This is a genomic window from Rhizobium sp. WSM4643 (assembly GCF_025152745.1).
GTDB lineage: Bacteria > Pseudomonadota > Alphaproteobacteria > Rhizobiales > Rhizobiaceae > Rhizobium > Rhizobium leguminosarum_I.
Map to the genome: position 1 here is coordinate 3,553,073 of NZ_CP104040.1, position 19,442 is coordinate 3,572,514.

17 protein-coding genes are annotated in these 19,442 nt (G+C 61.1%); 8 read left to right on the plus strand and 9 right to left on the minus strand.

The genetic code is table 11. The features are described 5' to 3' along the window. The first annotated feature begins 29 nt into the window (after nt 1-29). Nucleotides 30-890 (plus strand): c-type cytochrome, encoded by an 861-nt coding sequence (locus N1937_RS17730; RefSeq protein ID WP_017967251.1) that lies wholly within the window; start codon nt 30-32, stop codon nt 888-890. 1 nt (nt 891) lies between these two features. Here the strand turns inward: N1937_RS17730 and N1937_RS17735 are convergent, their stop codons facing one another. The 7 genes from N1937_RS17735 to N1937_RS17765 form a co-directional block, all read right to left on the minus strand. Then, the gene (locus tag N1937_RS17735; RefSeq protein WP_017967250.1) at nt 892-1,299 is read right to left on the minus strand and encodes a c-type cytochrome; all 408 of its coding nucleotides are present in this window, start codon (nt 1,297-1,299) and stop codon (nt 892-894) included. A gap of 391 nt (nt 1,300-1,690) precedes the next feature. Beyond that, nucleotides 1,691-2,293: a cytochrome c oxidase subunit 3 gene (locus tag N1937_RS17740; protein WP_162115705.1), complete on the minus strand. Its 603-nt coding sequence runs from the start codon at nt 2,291-2,293 to the stop codon at nt 1,691-1,693. Then, nucleotides 2,290-4,203 (minus strand): cytochrome c oxidase subunit I, encoded by a 1,914-nt coding sequence (ctaD, locus tag N1937_RS17745; RefSeq protein WP_170258596.1) that lies wholly within the window; start codon nt 4,201-4,203, stop codon nt 2,290-2,292. Before ctaD ends, N1937_RS17740 begins: the two co-directional genes overlap by 4 nt. Next, the gene (gene coxB / locus N1937_RS17750) at nt 4,200-5,192 is read right to left on the minus strand and encodes a cytochrome c oxidase subunit II (RefSeq protein WP_260056638.1); all 993 of its coding nucleotides are present in this window, start codon (nt 5,190-5,192) and stop codon (nt 4,200-4,202) included. The genes ctaD and coxB overlap by 4 nt, the downstream gene beginning before the upstream one ends. Next, the gene (locus tag N1937_RS17755; protein WP_162115708.1) at nt 5,189-5,794 is read right to left on the minus strand and encodes a c-type cytochrome; all 606 of its coding nucleotides are present in this window, start codon (nt 5,792-5,794) and stop codon (nt 5,189-5,191) included. The genes coxB and N1937_RS17755 overlap by 4 nt, the downstream gene beginning before the upstream one ends. 134 nt (nt 5,795-5,928) lie before the next feature. Beyond that, nucleotides 5,929-8,328 carry an FdhF/YdeP family oxidoreductase gene (locus tag N1937_RS17760; protein ID WP_222296020.1) on the minus strand — a complete coding sequence of 800 codons (2,400 nt, stop codon included), beginning with the start codon at nt 8,326-8,328 and terminating at the stop codon, nt 5,929-5,931. 233 nt (nt 8,329-8,561) lie between these two features. Next, nucleotides 8,562-9,119, minus strand: a complete 558-nt coding sequence (locus N1937_RS17765; protein WP_170282042.1) for a DUF1003 domain-containing protein — start codon at nt 9,117-9,119, stop codon at nt 8,562-8,564. Nucleotides 9,120-9,324: 205 nt separating this feature from the next. Between N1937_RS17765 and N1937_RS17770 the strand changes: the two genes are divergently transcribed. Beyond that, nucleotides 9,325-9,537 (plus strand): hypothetical protein, encoded by a 213-nt coding sequence (locus tag N1937_RS17770; RefSeq protein ID WP_170282043.1) that lies wholly within the window; start codon nt 9,325-9,327, stop codon nt 9,535-9,537. A gap of 39 nt (nt 9,538-9,576) precedes the next feature. On the opposite strand, the gene N1937_RS17775 is transcribed toward N1937_RS17770, so the two are convergent. Further along, entirely contained in the window at nt 9,577-10,599 is a 1,023-nt protein-coding gene (locus tag N1937_RS17775) for a Gfo/Idh/MocA family protein (RefSeq protein ID WP_222296021.1), read from the minus strand. Continuing rightward, on the minus strand, nt 10,599-11,585 hold the full coding sequence (locus N1937_RS17780; protein WP_222296022.1) for an MDR/zinc-dependent alcohol dehydrogenase-like family protein: 987 nt from the start codon (nt 11,583-11,585) through the stop codon (nt 10,599-10,601). The genes N1937_RS17775 and N1937_RS17780 overlap by 1 nt, the downstream gene beginning before the upstream one ends. A gap of 273 nt (nt 11,586-11,858) precedes the next feature. On the opposite strand from N1937_RS17780, the gene N1937_RS17785 reads away from it, so the two are divergent. Genes N1937_RS17785 through N1937_RS17810 form a run of 6 tightly spaced genes read left to right on the plus strand, consistent with a single transcriptional unit; the run spans nt 11,859 to nt 19,434 of the window. Beyond that, nucleotides 11,859-12,965: an NAD-dependent epimerase/dehydratase family protein gene (locus N1937_RS17785; protein ID WP_222296023.1), complete on the plus strand. Its 1,107-nt coding sequence runs from the start codon at nt 11,859-11,861 to the stop codon at nt 12,963-12,965. Beyond that, the gene (locus N1937_RS17790; protein ID WP_162115714.1) at nt 12,962-15,004 is read left to right on the plus strand and encodes an NAD-dependent epimerase/dehydratase family protein; all 2,043 of its coding nucleotides are present in this window, start codon (nt 12,962-12,964) and stop codon (nt 15,002-15,004) included. The genes N1937_RS17785 and N1937_RS17790 overlap by 4 nt, the downstream gene beginning before the upstream one ends. A 23-nt stretch (nt 15,005-15,027) precedes the next feature. Then, nucleotides 15,028-16,107, plus strand: coding sequence for a glycosyltransferase family 4 protein (locus N1937_RS17795; RefSeq protein ID WP_222296033.1), 1,080 nt, complete (start codon nt 15,028-15,030; stop codon nt 16,105-16,107). Beyond that, entirely contained in the window at nt 16,104-17,234 is a 1,131-nt protein-coding gene (locus N1937_RS17800; RefSeq protein WP_222296024.1) for a CgeB family protein, read from the plus strand. The genes N1937_RS17795 and N1937_RS17800 overlap by 4 nt, the downstream gene beginning before the upstream one ends. Then, nucleotides 17,231-18,319: a CgeB family protein gene (locus N1937_RS17805; RefSeq protein ID WP_222280633.1), complete on the plus strand. Its 1,089-nt coding sequence runs from the start codon at nt 17,231-17,233 to the stop codon at nt 18,317-18,319. Before N1937_RS17800 ends, N1937_RS17805 begins: the two co-directional genes overlap by 4 nt. Then, entirely contained in the window at nt 18,316-19,434 is a 1,119-nt protein-coding gene (locus N1937_RS17810; RefSeq protein ID WP_260056639.1) for a CgeB family protein, read from the plus strand. The genes N1937_RS17805 and N1937_RS17810 overlap by 4 nt, the downstream gene beginning before the upstream one ends. The last annotated feature ends 8 nt before the right edge of the window (nt 19,435-19,442 follow it).

A 19,442-nucleotide genomic window follows, 5' to 3' on the forward strand; every position in this document is an offset into this window, starting at 1 on the left:
TAGCCGGGGTTCTGGCTTGCGCTTTCGCCTTGGTTTTTCTCTTTCGCTACATCACCGATGCTGATCCGCACTTCGATTCAAAGACCGCCGCGTTAACGGCTGGCGACGCAACGAAAGGAAAATTGGTTTTTTTGGCCGCCGACTGCACGTCTTGCCACGCGACCCCGGGCCAGCCCGACCGATTGAAATTAGGTGGCGGTCTGGCTCTCGCCTCACCGTTCGGAATATTCAGGCCGCCGAACATCTCGCCGGATCCAACGGACGGAATCGGAGCGTGGTCGGTCGCCGATCTCGCCAATGCATTGATCGCCGGCGTTTCTCCCCGTGGCGAGCACTACTATCCGGCATTCCCCTATCCAAGCTATACCGGCATGTCGCTCGACGATGTGAGAGACCTTTACGCCTACCTGCAGACGTTGCCGCCGGTAGCCGGACGGCCGCCACCACACGATCTGGCTCTGCCGCTCAAATTTCGCCGTCTCCTTGCGTTTTGGAAGCTGCTGTTCTTCCGCGAGGGTAAGTCGGGGGCGACGGTCGGGGGCAACGCCGCTGATCGCGGCGCTTATCTGGTCGAAACGCTCGGCCACTGCGCCGACTGTCATTCGACCCGGAATGTGCTTGGCGCCATCAAGCCGTCGACACGCTTTGCCGGAGGCTCGGACCCCGAGGGCACCGGCTTTGTGCCGAACATCACTCCGCGCCGGATAGGCCACTGGTCTGAGGCGCAGATCGCCCTCATGCTTAGCACCGGTGAGACGCCGGACCATGGCCGGGTTGGCTCGTCAATGGCGGATGTCGTCATCAACACTGCACAGCTCCCGCAAGGCGATCGTGATGCGATTGCACGCTATGTCAAATCGCTGCCGCCTCGGCCGACGCCGCATCCGTGAGTTACTGCTCGTAGAGATAGGCGGCGAGATCCCTTGCCTCGGCCTCGGAAATCCCGGTTGCCGGCATGGCCGAATTCGCCGAAAACCGTTGCGGAAAAACGATCCATTGCACGAGGTTCTCCGGCGTGTTGTTGACGACGCCGCCGATGTAGACGCGTTGCCGTAGATCGGTCAGCGGCCCGCCGACCTTCCCGTCGGCGCCGGGAACGCCTGGGATAATGTGGCATCCCACACATCCATAGCGGCGAAATATCTCCGCCGCCCGCGTGGGGTCGCCTGATGTCATGGCGATGGCAACGTTCTGCCGCCTCTCCCGGTCTTTGACGATATTGGCTGCGACGCCGATCGAGACCAGTATCAGGACGACACCGGCCATGACGTAGCTAAGGCGAGCATAAGAGATCTGCATTGGCGCCTCTCTTGTCTATTGTATCGATCTGCAGCAACGCCATATCGAGCACCGCAGAACCGGGATCATCAGGATGAAGGTGATCAGTGCGCGCATGGATTCAGCAGCAGCGTCGCCGCCCCCTGTAGAATGAGAGCAAAGGCGAAGACGGCCCCAAACAAGACACCCACATTGCTGATGAAGCTGGCGCTGCGTGAGACAGCGGAGAGATGGCTCCGCCATGAGATCAGCGCGCCTGCCATAGCCAGAGCAGCTGACAGAAAAGTTGCGAATATGATCCATCCGGTTCCCGTGTCGCAATCTGCGGAGGGAAGCATCTGCCCGAGCTGGGTGCTTACGGCCCAGGCGGCCGGGGACAGTGTCAATCCTGAAATTCTTGCGATAGCGACACTCATTGGCGAGGCACCCAATAGATGCAGAGGTAGAGCGGAAGCCAGGCAATGACGACAAAGTTCCAATAAAGCGCGTTGTCCTGGACGTCGCCGTAACGACGGGCGTTGTCGCCGTGCCGGGAAAACATCAGACATGTCAGCACCAGCGTGTCGATCAGATCGGTAAGGATATGCGTCGTATGCAGTCCGAGCAGGGTCCAGACGATCGAGCCATAGGCGTTGTCATCCCAACTGATATGAAGAGCCGGAAATTCGAAAACGCGCAAAGCAAGCGGAGCAATGCCCAAGAGCGACATCACCACGAGGCCGAGCTGTACCCTTCTCAGTTTCTTATGCTTTGCCCAACGCGATACCATCATATTAGGGATGACGCTGATAAGAAGCAGGCCTGTCAGACACGTACCGGCCAGCAAGTCTGGCGGTGGCGCATCGATCGGCCACTGCGGTGCGAGGCTCATCAGGTAGAAGTAGACGGCAATCGCCAGGCCGAAGCCCGACCCTTCGATGAGCATGAAGGCTCCCGTCGCCCACCACGTCGGAGACGCAGTGCCCATCCCGTGCAGGGACAGTTTCGAGACGTCGAGCACAATCCGATCCTTCATGATTCATCCTCCGGGCTGCCCTTTGGCCAGAACCATCCGATCAATGTGACAGCAATCGGAATGGAGCCCCAGACGACGGCCCAAGGCGAGAACATCGACCAGATCAACATGACCGCTGTGGCGATCGCCGCCCAGAGCGGCCAGACGCTGTCACGTGGCGACGACTCGCGCGCTTCCGGCAGCGCTTCGACCACACTCGTCACCAGAAGCTCCCGACGATCCGTTCTCAGCCCGCTTGCAACCGCCAGCTCGCCATCGTTCGGCGAAAGCGCTTCGCGCGCATCCACGACGGGAATGCGGCGAAAATTATAGGACGGCGGCGGCGAAGATGTCGCCCATTCCAGGGTCGTTGCCTTCCAGGGATTGGGGCCGGCGGGCAGGCCGTTTCGCCAGCTGCGGACGACGTCGACGAAGAAAACGAGGAAGCCCAGTGCCAACAGGACCGCACTCAGACTGATGAACAGGTTCAGACCGGCCCAGGGCAGCTCGGGCTGATAAGTGTAGACGCGACGCGGCATGCCCAGCAGGCCGAGAAGATGCATCGGAAAAAACGTCAGGTGAAAACCGATGAAGATCAACCAGAACGCCCAACGGCCCAGCCGTTCGCTCATCATCCTGCCGGTCATCTTGGGAAACCAGTAGTAAATGGCGGCTATCAAGGGAAAGACAGCGCCGCCGATCAGCACGTAATGAAAATGTGCGACGACGAAATAGGTGTCGTGCACTTGGGTGTCAAAAGGAACCGACGCCACCATGACTCCGGTCAGACCGCCGATTACGAATGTGGCGATGAAGCCGATCACGAACAGCAGCGGCGTTCGAAAGACCGGTCGCCCCGCCCACATCGTCGCCAGCCAGCAGAAGATCTGGATACCGGCCGGGATGGAAATCGCCATGCTGGACGCAGTGAAAAAGCTCTCTCCGAGCCGCGGCAGCCCGACCGTAAACATATGATGCACCCAGAGCCCGAACGACAGCACGCCGGTGGCGATCATCGCCATCACCAGCGGGAGATAACCAAAGAGCGGACGCCCGACGAACGCCGGCAGGATGGTCGACACCATTCCGACGGCTGGCAGAAAGATGATGTAGACCTCGGGGTGGCCGAAGAACCAGAACAGATGCTGCCACAGCAGCGCATCGCCCCCTTCCGCCGGGTTGTAGAACTGCGTTCCGACGAGGCGGTCGAGGATCAGCGTCGAACTGGCGAACATGATCGCCGGCATGGCCATGATGACGAGGAACGACATGACAAGCATCGCCCAGACAAGCACCGGGATCCGGTCCAACGACATACCCGGTGCCCGTTGCTTAAAGACGGTGACCACGATTTCAACGGCGACCGCGAGCGCCGAGAGTTCGGTGAAGGTGATCATCTGCGCCCAGATATCGGCGCGTTTGCCCGCACTATATTCGGGTCCCGATAGCGGCACGTAGGCAAACCAGCCGACATCGGGGGCGGTGTCGAGCGCGAAGGACAGCCAGAGCAGGACTCCCCCGAAGAGGAATACCCAATAGGAAAAGGCGTTCAGCCTCGGGAACGCGATGTTGCGGGTGCCGACCATGAGAGGCACGAAGTAAACACCGATGGCTTCCATCACCGGGACGGCGAAGAGGAACATCATGTTCGACCCGTGCATGGTGAAAATCTGGTTGTAACGGTCGGGGCTGATGAAGCGGGCTTCCGGCTGCGCCAATTGCAGGCGCATGGCGAGCGCAAGCAATCCGCCGAGGATGAGGAAGATGAAGGCCGTCACGATGTAGCGTCGGGCGATGACCTTGTGATCGACGGATGCGACGGCGCCCCAGAAACCCGGGCGCGAGCCCCAGATTGTCGTAAGCTGGCGCTCGACCTCGGCATCGGCAAGCCCGGTATCGGCCGGAACCGCTGAGGCTTGATCCTTTTTCATCGGAGACTTTCCATGTAGGCGGAAAGCTGCCGCAGCTCATCGGTCGTCAGCGGTACCATCGGCATGTTGTTTCCGGGTTTCAGGGTCTGGGGATCGGCAATCCAGGCGGCGAACGAGCCGCGGGTGGTCTCAAGCAGGCCGGCTGCGATAGTGCGCCGCCCCGCGACATGGGTGAGGTCGGGTCCGGTTGATCCCGATGCGGACGTTCCGCGGATCGCGTGACAGGCGGCGCACTGTTTTGCCAGAAAGACCCCTTGCCCGGCGATCGCCTCGGCTTCGGTCGGCGTTGCGGCATCGAGGCGTTGCCTGGCCAACCAGCGCTGATAGTCCGCATCGTCTTCTGCAATGACGGCGAAGGCCATGTGGCCATGCTGAAGACCGCAGAATTCGGCGCATTGGCCACGATAGATACCTGGCCTTTCGGCCCGCAGAGTCAGGGTATTTTCTCGCCCCGGGATAAGATCCAACTTGCCTGCGAGGCTCGGCACCCAGAAGGAATGAATGACATCGACCGCCTGAAGTCGAAGGCGGATGGTTTTACCCACGGGGATGTGAAGCTCGTTCGCCGTCTGGAATATCTGCGTTTGATCGTGATCGGCATAAATGAACTGCCACCACCACTGCTGGGCCCGGACAACGACCGTCACATCGGCGTTTCCACCGCTGTTCAAGGCGCGGGTCGTATAGAAACTTGCCACGGTGAGGATGCCGATGATGAGCGCAGTGGCAGCAGTGGCCGTCGCAACGGCGATCGTCATCGTCCGCTCCGAGCGATTATCCGGGCCCGCGGAGTGGTTCCTGCGGGGCACCAGCGCGAATGTCAAAAAACCCACCACGGCGAGCCAAATGATGGCAGCTACCCACGCAATGAAGATGATCAGGTTCTTAAGCGCAATGGCCGCTTCACCATGAGCGTGGAGTACCGACTGCGCAGTGCTGCACCCGGAAAGCATGATCAATAGCGCGAGCGGCAGACAGCGGAGCTTCACGGCGATGGCCCCTGCTGAGGATGCAGCGGGATTGGACCTTCCTCGAAAAATTTGGCGGCGGGCGCTCGGTTTTCGGCCGGGCGCGTATATCGATCGTCGTTGCGGCCGGGGGCGACAGGGTTGGCGGAATAGGCTCCGATCGTCTTGACATAGCCGGCGAGCTGCCAGATCTGATCGATCGTCATCCTGTCTTTGAAGGCCGGCATCCCATGCGGCCGTCCGTCGCGAATGGAGGCGACGATCGACACCATTGAAGGGCCATAGAGCCACCATCCGTCGAGGAAGGACGGACCAGCCCCGCCTCTGCCGTCACCGTGACAGGACGCACAACCGAACCAGCTGTAGAGCCGCTTACCCTGGCTTAGATCGTAGCCAGTCGCCTCATAAGGCTTGTTGAGCGCAAAATAGATTTCCGGGGGCGCGCCGCTGATCCCGTTTGCCATCAACCGGATACCGTCCAGCGCCGCCGCTACCGGCGGGTCGACACGGTACTGCCTCGGCTCCCGCAGCCAACCGATAGCGGCGGCCAAGATGATGGCAAGGATTAAAACTAAGATGCTCGAATACCAGCCAAGGCTCCCCTTCAAAATCTTCTCCGGCATCGCTTGATCCTCTAGAGCATGATCCCGAACGCATGACCGGATTTCGGATGACATCATGCTCCAGCTATGTATTGTGAAACAGAATTCGGTCTTGGGCCGACTGATCTCCTAAAATCATCCTGTTTATAAGCCATTCACTCGAGTGGTGCTGTTTCACATCGACTGAGGCGGACTGGCAGCAGCTTGTAAGATGGCGTTTTGGCCTTCTCGTCGTGGTGGTCGAGTGGAAAGAGCGGATTGGCTTCAGGGTAATAGGCTGCGCAACATCCGACCGGAATGTCGTAGGGGACAATTCTGAAGCCGGAGATCATGCGTCTAGTCTCGGGCTCAATGGCCGTCGACAGATCGACAAAGTCTCCGGCGACAAAACCCAACCGGGCAATATCGGCGGCGTTCACAAAAACTACGCGGCGCGTACCGTCGATGCCCCGGAAGCGGTCACTGTAACCATAAATCGTCGTGTTGAACTGATCGTTTGACCGTAAGGTCATAAGGTGAAGAACTCGTTCGTCGCCAACGCCTTCGAACTGCGGAAACAGGCGTTGCGGAGTGATGAAATTCGCCTTGCCGTTCGGAGTCACCCAGCGGCGCTCCCTGGCTGGCAGCGGCCGTGGAAAACCGCCGGGCTGGAAGAGCCGCCGGTTGAATCCCTTGAAGGTCTCCGGATATGTCCGCTCGATGGCATCGCGAATCTCGGAATAATCCGCAACCCAGCTATCCCAAGGCACGGGGCTTTCCGGCAACGTCGCCTTCGCGATGCCGGCGATGATGGCCGGCTCGGACAGCAGGTCCGGGCTGGCCGGCGTCGCCCTGCCCCGCGAGCCGTGGAAATGTGCCACCGAACTTTCCATCGACACCGCCTGCGGGCCGCTTGCCTGCTTATCGATCTCCAACCGGCCAAGACACGGAAGAAGGTAAGCGATCTCGCCATGGATGACATGGCTTCGGTTAAGCTTAGTGGCAATCTGCACGGTCAGGCGTAGCTTTCGCCATGCAGCTTCCATCGCCTCCGTCTCAGGGGCTGCGCGCAGGAAATTGCCGCCGAGGCCGACGAAGGCCCGGCTTTCGCCGCCCAGAATGGCTTTGCAGACATCGACGGTCGTGTGACCCTTCCAGCGCGGCGGATCGAAATGATAAAGTTCCGCCAGCTTGTCCAGCGGTACAAGACCCGGCTTTTCGGTTATGCCGACCGTGCGCTGCCCCTGGACATTGGAGTGGCCTCTGACGGCGCAGATATTGGCGCCGGGCTTGCCAATATTGCCCCGCAACAGGGCAAGATTAACCACCATCTGAACATTTTGAACGCCCATGACATGCTGTGTCAGCCCCATCCCATAGACCATAAGAACCGCATCGGAAGCGGCATAGGTACGGGCCGCGTGCGTCATCTGCTCGCGGGTCAACCCTGATACTCGTTCCAATTCTGGCCACTGATAGCCCCGCGCGGCGGCGGCGAACTCCTCGAAGCCGGAGGTGTGTTCGGTGATGAAATCATGGTCCAGGACGTGTTTTCTATCGACCGCCCGCATCGAGGCCGCAAAGGCAACGGCTGCCGCATTGGCAGGATCGCCGGGCACTGCATCGGATCCAGCGACTCTGCTGAAACCGGAGCTATGCAGGGCGTCGTCGGCCTCTATCAAAGCCTTGCAGACGCCAAAGATGGCCGCGACGTCCCCACCGTTCTTGACTTGATAATATTCGCTGGAAATCGGTGTTTCCTTACCCGTCAGCATCTGGCTCGGCGCCTGCGGATTGATGAAGCGCAGTAGCCCCGGTTCTCTCAGCGGATTAAAGGTTACGATCTTAACACCACGGTCGACCGCATCCTGAAGGTCATGCAGCAGACGTGGCGACGACGTTCCGACATTCTGGCCGATATAGAATATGCAGTCGCAATTTTGAAAGTCGGAAAGAACCGCCGTGCCGACGGAAGCGCCGATGCTTTCCGGCAGCGCGACGGATGAACTCTCGTGACACATGTTGGAGGAGTCGGGCAGATTATTGCTGCCGAAGATGCGAGCGAAGAGCTGATACATGTAGCATGTCTCGAGCGAAGCCCTGCCCGACGTATAGAAGTCCACCTTCTCCGGCGAAATCGCCCGCAATTCGCGGCCGATCTCTTCGAAAGCGGCAGCCCACGAGACCGGAACATATTTATCCGCTGTCGGATCCCATCGCATCGGATGGGTGAGACGCCCCTGTTCCTCCAGGTCGTGGTCGCGCCAGCTTTCGAGTTCGGTCAGGGTATGCGCCGCGAAAAAAGCCCGATCTGCTCGTTGATTTGTCGTCTCCCATGTCGTCGCCTTGGCGCCGTTCTCGCAAAATTCAAGCGGATGGGTCTTGGCGGGTTTGGCCCAGGCGCAGCTTACGCACATATATCCATCCGGCTTGTTCTGATGCGCCAAGAGCGCTGGGCCCGAGAGGGGGATATGTTCGCGGACAAGGATTTCTCCCACCGATTTTGCCGAGCCCCATCCGCCCGCTGGCCCGCTGTCAAATCCGATCTTCGGTGTTCTTCTGGGTTTTGACGTCATGGTTTTGAACTATCCCGAGAGTTATCGCAACTGCTGCTGATGCCCTGCGGGGCAGCCGCCGGTCGGACATCCAGTCCTGACACTGGAAGGTCGAATCGACTGCCGCCAGTGTTGCTGCCAAACTCCCGAAAGGACCCGTTGTTCCGCGGTCGCGGAGATGCGGTTGGGACCCGCCGGAATTCTGCCACATCATGCGGTAGTGCACCGATGATCAGGCGGGCCTTGGGCCCCTTTTACGCTGGCGGCGGTTTTGTAGTTCCCCGCCGGTGCATTTTCTCTTCGATCTCGTCCAGTACCTCTTCCGGCCTCACCTGCTCCTTTAGTTCCTCGAGCTCTTCTGTCGTCTCGATTTCGATGCCGAGCTTCTCGGCAATGGCTGAGACCAGGGTCAGCAACTCCGTCGTCTCATGCTCTGCCAGAAGACAGATCTGCAGGTTGAGATCGGCGCGCTTGTCGTCAGCTTCCGCCATACGATTTTGGCTGATCAGCACGAATGTCGAGACGAAAATGGCTTCGACGGAAGCGACCATCGCCAGAATGACAAATGACGGGTCGAAGACCGGCATGAGCGGAAGCAGGCCGGTATTGAAGATGATCCAGAGCGTAACGACCAGCAGGTGCAGGTAGACGAACTTCATCGATCCCGCGAAACGGGTAATGGCATCGGCCACCCGCTCCTGCCGGCTCGATTGTCGCGCCTCCTCCTCTCGCCGCTTCAGCAGAGCCTCGATGTTGCGGTCGAGACGTCTCGATATCGTGCTTTGCTTCTGCTCGGATCTCGGCACCGACATTGAATCTTCCATATTGGGAAATCCAAACCTCCTTGAAAGCAGAGAGTTCCGCGCGTAGCAGTGCTGCTCATTTCACCGGCGAACCGGCGATTCGCGATGGCTTGGCTTCCCGCTCCCGCCGCTTTCACAGCTGTTCAGAGACGACCGGATGAATTCCACGGCCCGCTTACCTATGCCGGGAAGCGCCAGGAGTTCGTCGTCGGTCATGGAGGACAATTTACTGACACGCTTGATGCCGCTGGAAAAAAGCGCCTTGACGATCCAGGCAGGAATTTTGCTGCGGGCGAGCATATCGCTCGAGGCTCCCGGCGGCTTTGATGTCTTCCCTGCTGTTCGAGAGGCCATGTTCATCCCGCAGATGATTTGCGACCGCCAAAACCGGAAAGAGGCTCGGCGGTTCCAGCCGATTCACCGATGACCGCAAACAATTTCGTCCGGTCGCCCCGACGCCGCCGCTTCATCCGCGCCGATAGATGTCGTCGATGATTTCGGCGACCTCGACAAGGCGTTCGCAGGACGGATCGTAAGCCTGACCACTGGCGAGCCGGGCGGCCCAGTCCGCTGCCGCCCGGCCACCCCAATCGTCGGGAGGCCGGACAATTTCTTCGGTCGATGTGCCGCGGAAGCGATAGGCCGCAAAGTCATAGAACGACCCGCCGACGTTCCTGAAAGATGCACCCCCCGATGTTCCGAAGAAGTCGGCGCCGATGACCGCATCGCATCCTGCCTGCAGCCGCCAGGAGCAGGCGAGGCGGAGGACCGCGCCAGTCGCCAACGTCAGGGTGGCAACAGCGAAATCTTCGACATCCCCCGTTGCGCTGATTGGCTCGCCGCCTTTCATCAGGGTACTCGTGGTGTCGACCACCTCGGGAAAGTCGAGGCACCAGAGCGCCATGTCGATGAGGTGGACGCCGAGGTCGATCACGCATCCTCCGCCCGACAGCGATTTGTCGTAAAACCAGGATTTGTCGGGACCGTAGGCATTGTGGAAGACCAGATCGGCGGCGAAGACCGTGCCAAGCTCGCCTGATCTGAGCAAATCGCGGATGCGCTGCATGCCTTGCGTGTAACGATAGGAGAAATCGACGCTCAACAGCCTGTCGGCTGATCTGGCGGCGGCCACGACCGCTGCCGCTTCCGCGCCAGATCGGCCGAGTGGCTTCTGACAGAATACTGCAACCCCAGCCTGTAGCGCCCGGATCGACTGCCCGGCGTGCAGGGCGCTCGGAGTGGCGATGACGACGCCGTCGAGGTCGAGCGACAGGAGCGCATCGAGATCGGCGACGATTTCCGCATCCGGCGCAAGGCGCAGGGCTTCTTTCCGCATGTCTTCGGAGGGATCGGCGATGGCAACAGCTTTGGCCATCTGCGTGCGGAGGATTGCTTCCATTCTATTTCTGCCGATCCAGCCGACACCGAGGAAGCCGAGTCTGACAGGCTTGACCCGCATCTGCAGAGAGCGCTCTACCAACCTGTTCATCAGCACGTCACCATCGCCTTGAGGAAACCATCCGGCCTGTCCCGAGTGGCGTCGAGCGCCTCGCCCAGGCCCTCGAGCGGATAAACATGGGTATAGAGCGATGATGGATCGAGCCTGCCGGAAACGACCGCTTCGATCGCCTGGCGCATGCCGCTGATATAAATCCTTGGATCGCGTTCATGAGCATTGATGACGTCGAGGCCACGCCAGTTCCAGAGCTGCATATTGACCTGCCTCGGACCGTCCTGATGGTATCCGGCCACAACCAGCCGGCCGCGCTCCGCGGTCAGTTCGCCGGCGAGATCGAGCGGCCACTGTTTGCCGACCGCCTCTATGACGCGGTCGCAGAAAGCACCGTTGGTCAACACTCTCACAGCTTCGATGATCCGCCAGTGGTCGTCCATCGCCAGTACTTCGGCGGCGCCCATGCGCTTGGCGGTCTCGAGGGAAAACGGACGGCGCGAGATGGCGATGACGCGCGCACCGGCGCCGCTGGCAAGCTGCGTCAGCAAGGCGCCGAGAAATCCGATACCGATAATGGCGACGGTCTGGCCCGGCTCGATGCGGCTGCGCCGGAATATGTTCATCGCGCAGCCGAGCGGTTCGCCCGGAAAGGGTTGGCCGTCGAGCGCCGGCGGCAGCGGCACGACCATGTCGGCATCCGCGATATCGTGGGTTGCGTAGGCATGATATGAGAGTGCAGCGACGTGGTCTCCCAGGCTGAGGCCAGACACCCCTTCCCCAAGCGCATCGATCCTGCCCCATCCCTCGTGACCGAGACCACCCGGCTCCGTCGGAAAGGTCATCCATTCTGGCCCTGCCCAGGGCGCAAGATTGGAAGCGCACACGCCCGACCCTTCGATCCTGATCCTGACCTGGCCCGGCCCTGGCTGGGGAAGAGGCCTCTCTTCGACCGATATTTGTCCGGGGCCGGTGATGATTGCCGCCCGGATCGCTCCCTCGGTCGCCCTTGGCAACACGTTCATGAGTTGCTCCTTCATCTAATTGGCCGGCTTGGTGTTGGCAGACGTCGTTGCCGCAGTGTGGCTCCGATTCCGACCATCGACCTCTCACCAGGTCGCCGCTTCTCAATCTTCGAGACGTTATTTCGCTTATAGATTGGCCGCCGAACCAGCGACGCCGCCAGTTGTTCCGGACGATGTCAAAGAACATGTCAAAGAAGATGACATTGATGCAGGAACAATCTTCGCCTCGGTTGGTTCGGCAGGTCATCTTCAACTTGAGCGGACGGAAATCAGATGGCGATGATCCTTGTAACTGGCGGCTGCGGCTTCATCGGAAGACATGTTGTCGAGGAGCTTCTCGACAATAGGTATGAGGTACGGGTTCTCGATGCATTGATCGATCAGGTTCACGGCGATGCTGAAACGTCGCTGCCGGAGGCTGCCGAAATCATCCGCGGCGACGTCAGAGACAAGACTGCGGTCGAACGGGCTCTGTTGGGTGCCGATGGCGTCATCCACCTCGCTGCGGAGGTCGGTGTCGGACAGTCAATGTACGAGATCGCTCGATATGTCGGGGGCAATGATCTTGGCACCGCGGTTCTTCTGGAGGCGATGATCGGCCGCCGACCCAAACGCGTTGTCGTCGCCTCGTCTATGAGCGTCTATGGCGAGGGCCGCTATGAAACCGCCGACGGTGCGCAGCTCGACCTGGTCAGGCGGCGCAGCGACGAGATCAAGGCCGGTCAATGGAATCCGCGCGGCGTTGACGGCAAAGTCCTGAGGCCGGTTGCGACGGATGAAGAAAAGCCGGTGGATCTCTCCTCGATTTATGCGCTGACCAAGTATGCGCAGGAAAAACAGGTCCTGATCTTTGGCGAAGCCTATGGCCTCGAGGCGGTGGCGCTCCGTCTCTTCAACGTGTTCGGCGCCGGCCAGGCCTTGTCCAATCCCTATACCGGAGTGTTGGCGAACTTCGCTTCAAGGCTCGCCAATGGTCAGCCGCCGATGATCTTTGAGGATGGCGAGCAGCGGCGAGATTTCGTGCATGTGCGCGACGTCGCGCGCGCTTTCCGCCTGGCGCTCGAAAAACCCAATGCGCCGGGACATGTGATCAATATCGGCAGCGGTCAGGCCTATACGATCGCGGAAGTCGCAACGCTTCTCGCCGATGCGATGGGCGTGCCTGAGATCCTGCCCGAAATCATGAACAAGGCGAGGTCCGGCGATATCCGCAACTGCTTTGCCGACATTGCGAAGGCGCGTGAACTGCTCGGCTTTGAGCCGCGCTTCATGCTGGAAAACGCGCTCGGACCTTTCGTCGATTGGGTGAAACAGACCGGAGCGATCGATCGCGGCGCGGAAATGAAGCGGCAGTTGGAGGAAAGGGGGCTGGTATCATGACCATAGCCGCATTGTCCGCCGCGACCGGCACGTCCTCAAGATCCTATGGCTTCGTCGAATGGTTCCGCCCGGGCGAATACGAGCGGACGTCGCAGACGATCGCAGACGTCCGCATCAGCGGCGCCAGCTACTTGCGCACCCATCTGTCATGGGCCGAATACCTCGCTCCGGGTGGCGAAGCATGGTTTGACTGGCTGATCCCGAAGCTTGGCCGCGAGATCGATCTCCTGCCCTGCCTTCACTACACGCCGCCGTCCTTGTCGCGGACCGGAAGGTCCTCCGGCGCACCGGCCGATCTCAAATCCTATGCCGACTTCGTCGACCACGTGCTCACCCGATACGGTCAGTATTTCAGTCATATCGAATTGTGGAACGAGCCTAACAACCTGCTCGACTGGGATTGGCGCGAGGACAAGGACTTCCTGCTGTTTTGCGAGATGGTCGGCGCCGCCGCCTACTGGGCCAAACATCGCGGCTGGCAGCCGGTGCTCGGCGGGCCATGCCCCTTCGACCCCTATTGGCTTAACCTGATGGGCGAGCGCGGTGTGCTCGGCGTCGTCGATGCCGTCGGCTTCCACGGTTTTCCCGGCACGTGGGACAGTGAGGAAGGCACCTGGGGCGGCTGGGACATGCATCTCGGCGAGATGCGAAACATTATCGACCGCTTTAATGACAAGGCCGAGATCTGGATTACCGAAACCGGTTATTCGACCTGGCGCAACGACGAGATGGAGCAGGCACGGCGTTTCGTGAGGGCTCTGAGCGTGCCGGCCGACCGGATGTATTGGTATTCCTGGCGCGATGTGCCGCCGGACGTGCCGGTGCAGGAGGGCCTGTGGTTCGATCCGCGGCACTATCATCTTGGTGCCGTCACCCACGAGAATCAGCCGAAGCTGCTCGCGCGTTTGCTGATGGAAGGCGGCGTCGATCGGCTCGAGCAGGTCGCGCGGCTCGCCACGCCCAACCTCGACAAGGGAGCCGCCCCGATCGTCATCACCGGAGGCTGCGGCTTCATCGGCTCGAACCTCGCCGACAGCTACCTCCAGGACGGCGAAGACGTCGTCGTGCTCGACAATCTCGGGCGGCCCGGCGTCGACCAAAACCTCGGCTGGCTGACCGAGAGGCATGGGTCAAGGCTACATCCGGTGCTTGCCGACGTGCGCGACGCCAGAAGCATCGAGGCAGCCTTCGCCGACGCCAAAGCAGTCTTTCATTTCGCCGCCCAGACCGCGGTCACCACCAGCCTCATTCACCCGATCAATGACTTCGAGGCCAATGCGCGCGGCACGATCAATGTGCTGGAATCGGTGCGAAAGGCCGGTCGCCAGGCTCCGGTGATCTTTGCCAGCACCAACAAAGTGTATGGCGGGCTCGACGACCTTGCCATGCGGGAGGCCGAGGACCGCTACATGCCGGTCGATGAGACCGTCCGATCATACGGGATCGGCGAAGACAGGCCGCTTGATTTCTGCACCCCCTATGGCTGCTCGAAAGGCGTGGCCGACCAATACGTGCTGGACTATGCGAAATCCTTCTCCATCCCGACGGCCGTGCTGCGCATGAGCTGCATCTACGGCCCGCGCCAATTCGGCACCGAGGACCAGGGTTGGGTGGCGCATTTCCTGATCCGGGCGCTCGCCGGCGAACCGGTCTCAATTTACGGCGACGGCAAGCAGGTTCGCGATATTCTTCACGTCGCGGACGCGATTGCCGCCTATCGCGGCGTTCTCGATGGCATTGACGGGATCAAAGGCCGCGTCTTCAATCTGGGCGGCGGTCCGGCGAATGCCGTCAGCGTGCTTGCAGTCCTGCGCGCGATCGGCAGGCTGATTGGGCACCCGGTCGAAACCTCCTTCGACGACTGGCGATCAGGCGATCAGTATTTCTTCGTCGCCGACACCCGCAAGCTGCAACAGACTCTCGGCTGGAGTGCGCGTGTCGGCTGGGAAAGCGGACTGCAGCACCTTGCGGAGTGGCTTGTCGAAAATCGTTTCGGCGGCCGACCGCTCCTGCGCCGCGATCGGAGGGCCTCCGCATGATCCGTCGACGAGTCCGGATTTTGATGACCCTGGATGCGGTTGGCGGCGTCTGGCGCTATGCGATGGATCTCGCCGCCGGGCTTCGGCGCCAGGGGATGGAAATCGTCTTTGCCGGTCTCGGCCCCGCACCGTCGGTAGCGCAGACCGCAGAGGCGAAAGCGCTGGGACAGCTGGTATGGCTCGATGCCCCTCTCGACTGGATGGCGTCGAGCAGGACCGAAATATCAGCCGCGCCTACCGAAATCTCCCGCATCGCCAGGGATTATCACGTCGATCTGCTGCATCTCAACCTGCCGTCCCAGGCCGCCGGGATCGACACGCCGCTGCCCGTAGTCGTCGTGTCCCATTCCTGCGTCGTCACCTGGTTTGCCGCGGTGCGCCGGACGCTGGTGCCGCCGGATTGGGGATGGCAGCGCGATGCAAACAAAGAAGGTTTCGACCGCGCCGACGCCGTCCTTGCGCCAAGCATGAGCCATGCGGATGCACTGCAAGCCGCCTATGGTCCGCTCTCGCGGCTGAGGGTGATCTACAATGCGAGCCGCGTCGGATCCGACCAGCGTCCAAAGAAGACTTTCGTCTTCGCGGCCGGGCGCTGGTGGGATGACGGCAAGAACGGGGTCGTCCTCGACAGGGCGGCAGCAGCAATGCCCTTGCCCGTCGTCATGGCAGGCTCTTGCTCAGGTCCCAATGGGCAGCGATTGCAGCTCAATGACGCCGACGATCGTGGGCCGCTCCCCTATCCGAAGACCATCGCCTTGATGCAGAGCGCGCAAATTGTCGTATCGCCGTCCGTTTACGAGCCCTTCGGCCTGACCGCTCTCGAGGCGGCGCGATGCGGCGCGGCTCTGGTGCTGTCTGATATCCCAACCTATCGCGAGCTGTGGGATGGGTGCGCGCTGTTCTTCGATCCGCATGATCCCCAGTCCCTTGCAGCAGCGTGCATGCGCCTCTGCGAAGACGAGCAATTGCGCGCCGAACTCGTGGTGCGATCGCTGGAGCGCTCGCGAGCCTTCAGTTTGGAACGCCAGGCGGCATCGATGCTCGAAACATACGCGCGACTGATGAACGACATTTTCACCCCGGCAACGGCGGAGCAATCATGAAATTCCTGTTTTACACCCATTCGCTGGTTTCTGATTGGAACCATGGCAACGCCCACTTCCTGCGCGGCATCATGCGGGAGCTGACCCGCCGCGATCACCAGGCGCTAGCGCTCGAACCCGAGGAATCCTGGAGCCGGAGCAACCTGCTCAGCGATCAAGGGCCGAGGGCGGCCGAAAAATTTCACGAGACGTTCCCGCAGCTTCGTTCGCAAATGTACGGACCGCATTTCGATCACGAGGCGGCGATCGCCGAGGCCGACGTCGTTGTCGTCCATGAATGGACGGAGCCGGCGCTGGTGGAACGGATCGGCCGAGCCAGGCGCAGCGGCACCAATTTCACCCTGCTGTTCCACGATACACATCACCGCGCCGTGTCGGCAAAAAGCGACATCGCCGGACTGACGCTTGAAGATTATGACGGCGTGCTCGCCTTCGGCGAAACGCTGCGGCAGCGCTATCTGCGGGCCGGTTGGGGCAGATCGGTCTTTACCTGGCATGAGGCGGCTGACGACGCGCTGTTTCGTCCCCAACCGGAAATCGAAAAGACCGGAGATCTCATCTGGATCGGCAATTGGGGCGACGACGAGCGCTCCGCCGAGCTGATGGAATTCCTCGTCCGCCCCGCGCGTGAGCTCGGGTTGAAGACAACCGTTCGCGGGGTGCGCTATCCCAAGCCGGCGCTTGACGCTCTTAAGGATGCAGGCATCGACTATGGCGGCTGGATCGCCAATGCAGAGGCGCCGCTCGCTTTCGCCGGCCACAAAGCGACCGTGCATATTCCGCGGCGCCCTTATGTCGAAAACCTCCCCGGCATTCCGACGATCCGTGTCTTCGAAGCGCTGGCCTGCGGCATCCCGCTGATCTCAGCACCCTGGCAAGATGCCGAGGCGCTTTTCAGGCCGGGCAGAGATTATCTCGTCGCCGAGAATGGCCGGGAGATGATGCACCGGTTGCGTGAGGTGCTGGCGGACGATGCTCTCGCGGCTGCGCTGGTCACATCCGGTCTCGAGACGATCCGGGCGCGGCACACCTGCCGGCATCGCGTCGATGAACTCTTCTCCATTCTGGAACAATGCGGCACGGCGGGCGTCGTCGGCCAGCTGCCAGCCAAGGAGGCTGCCGAATGAAAATCGCCTTTTACGGATCAAGCCTGGTTTCCGCCTACTGGAACGGTGCCGCCACTTACTATCGCGGCCTGCTGCGCGCTCTGGCGCAGAAGGGCTACGACATCACCTTCTACGAGCCCGACGTTTACGAGCGGCAGAAAAACCGTGATATCGATCCGCCCGAATGGTGCAAGGTCGTCGTCTACCAAGGCACCGTCGAGGCGCTGAAGGAGGTGACGGCGGCTGCGGTCGAGGCCGATATCGTCGTCAAGGCCAGCGGCGTCGGTTTCGAGGACGATCTCCTGCTGCAGGAAGTCCTTCGCCATGCCAGACAAGGGGCTCTGAAAATCTTTTGGGATGTGGATGCGCCGGCAACGCTCTCAGAGCTGCGGCAGAGTCCCGAGCACCCGCTTCGCAAATCCCTGGGCCGGATCGACCTCGTCCTCACCTATGGCGGCGGCAACCCCGTGGTCGACGCCTATCGCAGCCTCGGGGCAGCCGACTGTGTGCCGATCTATAACGCGCTCGATCCTCAAACCCATTATCCGGTGCAGGAGGAGGCGCGGTTCACCGCGGATCTTGCCTTTCTCGGAAACCGTCTGCCTGACCGCGAAGCGCGGGTCGAGCAATTTTTCCTCGAGCCGGCTGCCCGCTTGCCACAGCAAAATTTCCTGCTCGGCGGGTCCGGCTGGAGCGACAAATCCATGTCTTCGAATACCGTTCACATCGGGCATGTCCCAACCCGTGACCACAATGCTTTCAATGCGACGCCGAAAGCCGTGCTCAATATTTCCCGCGCCAGCATGGCCGAAAACGGCTTTTCGCCGGCAACCCGCGTTTTCGAAGCCGCCGGCGCCGGCGCCTGCCTGATCACCGACTACTGGCAGGGCATAGACCTGTTTCTCAAGCCCGGTGACGAAATCCTGGTGGCGCGGGACGGCAAGGATGTCACCGATCTTCTGACCGGCCTGACATGGCCGCAGGCTAAGGCGATCGGACAGCGGGCGCTGAGACGCGTGCTTGCCGAACATACCTATAGCAATCGCGCCGAGACCGCCGATGCCATCTTCCGCGCCCGCGCCACGCGAGCGGAGGCTGCCGAATGACCAGTCCTCTTGATATCGTCATCCTCGGCCTCTCCTTGTCGTCGTCCTGGGGCAATGGTCACGCAACGACCTATCGCGCCCTCATCGGCGGCTTGCGCGCTGAGGGGCACCGGGTGCTGTTCCTGGAACACGATGTGCCCTGGTATGCAGCGCATCGAGATCTTCCCGACCCTGACTTCTGCCAGCTCGTCCACTACAGCGACATCGATGAGATGATCGAAAAACATGCCGATCGTATCAAGGCGGCGGACGCGGTCGTCATCGGGTCTTATGTGCCCTCTGGCGTGACGGTCATCGACAGGATCGCCGCCCTGAAGCCGCGGCGCCTTTGCTTTTATGACATCGATACGCCGGTCACGCTGGCGAAACTCGACCGTGGCGACGAGGAGTATCTGGCGCGCCGACAGCTTGCGACCTTCGACGGCTACTTCTCGTTTTCCGGCGGTGACGTGTTGGCTAGGCTCGAACGCAGATACGGCGCGCGCAAAGCGATCGCTCTCTACTGCTCCGTCGATGCGAGCCGATACAAATCGACCGGCGACGCCTTCCGCTGGGATTTCGGCTATCTCGGCACCTATAGCCCCGACCGGCAGCCAACGCTGGAGCGGCTGCTGATCGAGCCTGCCCGGCAGCTGCCGCATCTAAGCTTCGTGGTTGCCGGTCCTCAATATCCCGGGGATATCGACTGGCCGCCAAACGTCGAGCGCATCGAGCACCTGCCTCCCCCTGATCATCCGAGCTTCTACAGCCGGCAGCGTTTTACGCTGAACGTCACTCGAAGCGACATGATCGCAGCGGGCTGGTCGCCGAGCGTGCGGTTGTTCGAGGCCGCTGCCTGCGGCACGCCGATCATCAGCGACGACTGGCGCGGCCTGGACGAGCTCTTTGCCGACCGTCAGGCAATCATCATCGCCAAAGGATCGGGGGATGTCGTCGACGCCCTGACAACCACCTCTGCCGCAGGGCGTCGTGCGCTGGCTTCGGCCGCCGCGGCGACGGTGATACAGCGCCATACCGGCGAGGTGCGGGCTCGTGAACTCGCCGCCGCCCTGCGAGAACTGCCAGAAGAAGGGGTGAACGACAGCGCCCCCGAACCTCAATCCATTTCAGCCTAGGAGACGCA

Coding starts and splice junctions, on each gene's coding strand:
- N1937_RS17770 (WP_170282043.1), top strand. CDS start 9,325: ATGGAGGACAATTTACTGACACGCTTGATGCCGCTGGAAAAAAGCGCC.
- N1937_RS17775 (WP_222296021.1), bottom strand. CDS start 10,599: ATGAACAGGTTGGTAGAGCGCTCTCTGCAGATGCGGGTCAAGCCTGTC.
- N1937_RS17755 (WP_162115708.1), bottom strand. CDS start 5,794: ATGCCGGAGAAGATTTTGAAGGGGAGCCTTGGCTGGTATTCGAGCATC.
- N1937_RS17760 (WP_222296020.1), bottom strand. CDS start 8,328: ATGACGTCAAAACCCAGAAGAACACCGAAGATCGGATTTGACAGCGGG.
- N1937_RS17805 (WP_222280633.1), top strand. CDS start 17,231: ATGAAAATCGCCTTTTACGGATCAAGCCTGGTTTCCGCCTACTGGAAC.
- ctaD (WP_170258596.1), bottom strand. CDS start 4,203: ATGAAAAAGGATCAAGCCTCAGCGGTTCCGGCCGATACCGGGCTTGCC.
- N1937_RS17735 (WP_017967250.1), bottom strand. CDS start 1,299: ATGCAGATCTCTTATGCTCGCCTTAGCTACGTCATGGCCGGTGTCGTC.
- N1937_RS17800 (WP_222296024.1), top strand. CDS start 16,104: ATGAAATTCCTGTTTTACACCCATTCGCTGGTTTCTGATTGGAACCAT.
- N1937_RS17740 (WP_162115705.1), bottom strand. CDS start 2,293: ATGAAGGATCGGATTGTGCTCGACGTCTCGAAACTGTCCCTGCACGGG.
- N1937_RS17765 (WP_170282042.1), bottom strand. CDS start 9,119: ATGTCGGTGCCGAGATCCGAGCAGAAGCAAAGCACGATATCGAGACGT.
- N1937_RS17785 (WP_222296023.1), top strand. CDS start 11,859: ATGGCGATGATCCTTGTAACTGGCGGCTGCGGCTTCATCGGAAGACAT.
- N1937_RS17790 (WP_162115714.1), top strand. CDS start 12,962: ATGACCATAGCCGCATTGTCCGCCGCGACCGGCACGTCCTCAAGATCC.
- N1937_RS17810 (WP_260056639.1), top strand. CDS start 18,316: ATGACCAGTCCTCTTGATATCGTCATCCTCGGCCTCTCCTTGTCGTCG.
- N1937_RS17795 (WP_222296033.1), top strand. CDS start 15,028: ATGACCCTGGATGCGGTTGGCGGCGTCTGGCGCTATGCGATGGATCTC.
- N1937_RS17780 (WP_222296022.1), bottom strand. CDS start 11,585: ATGAACGTGTTGCCAAGGGCGACCGAGGGAGCGATCCGGGCGGCAATC.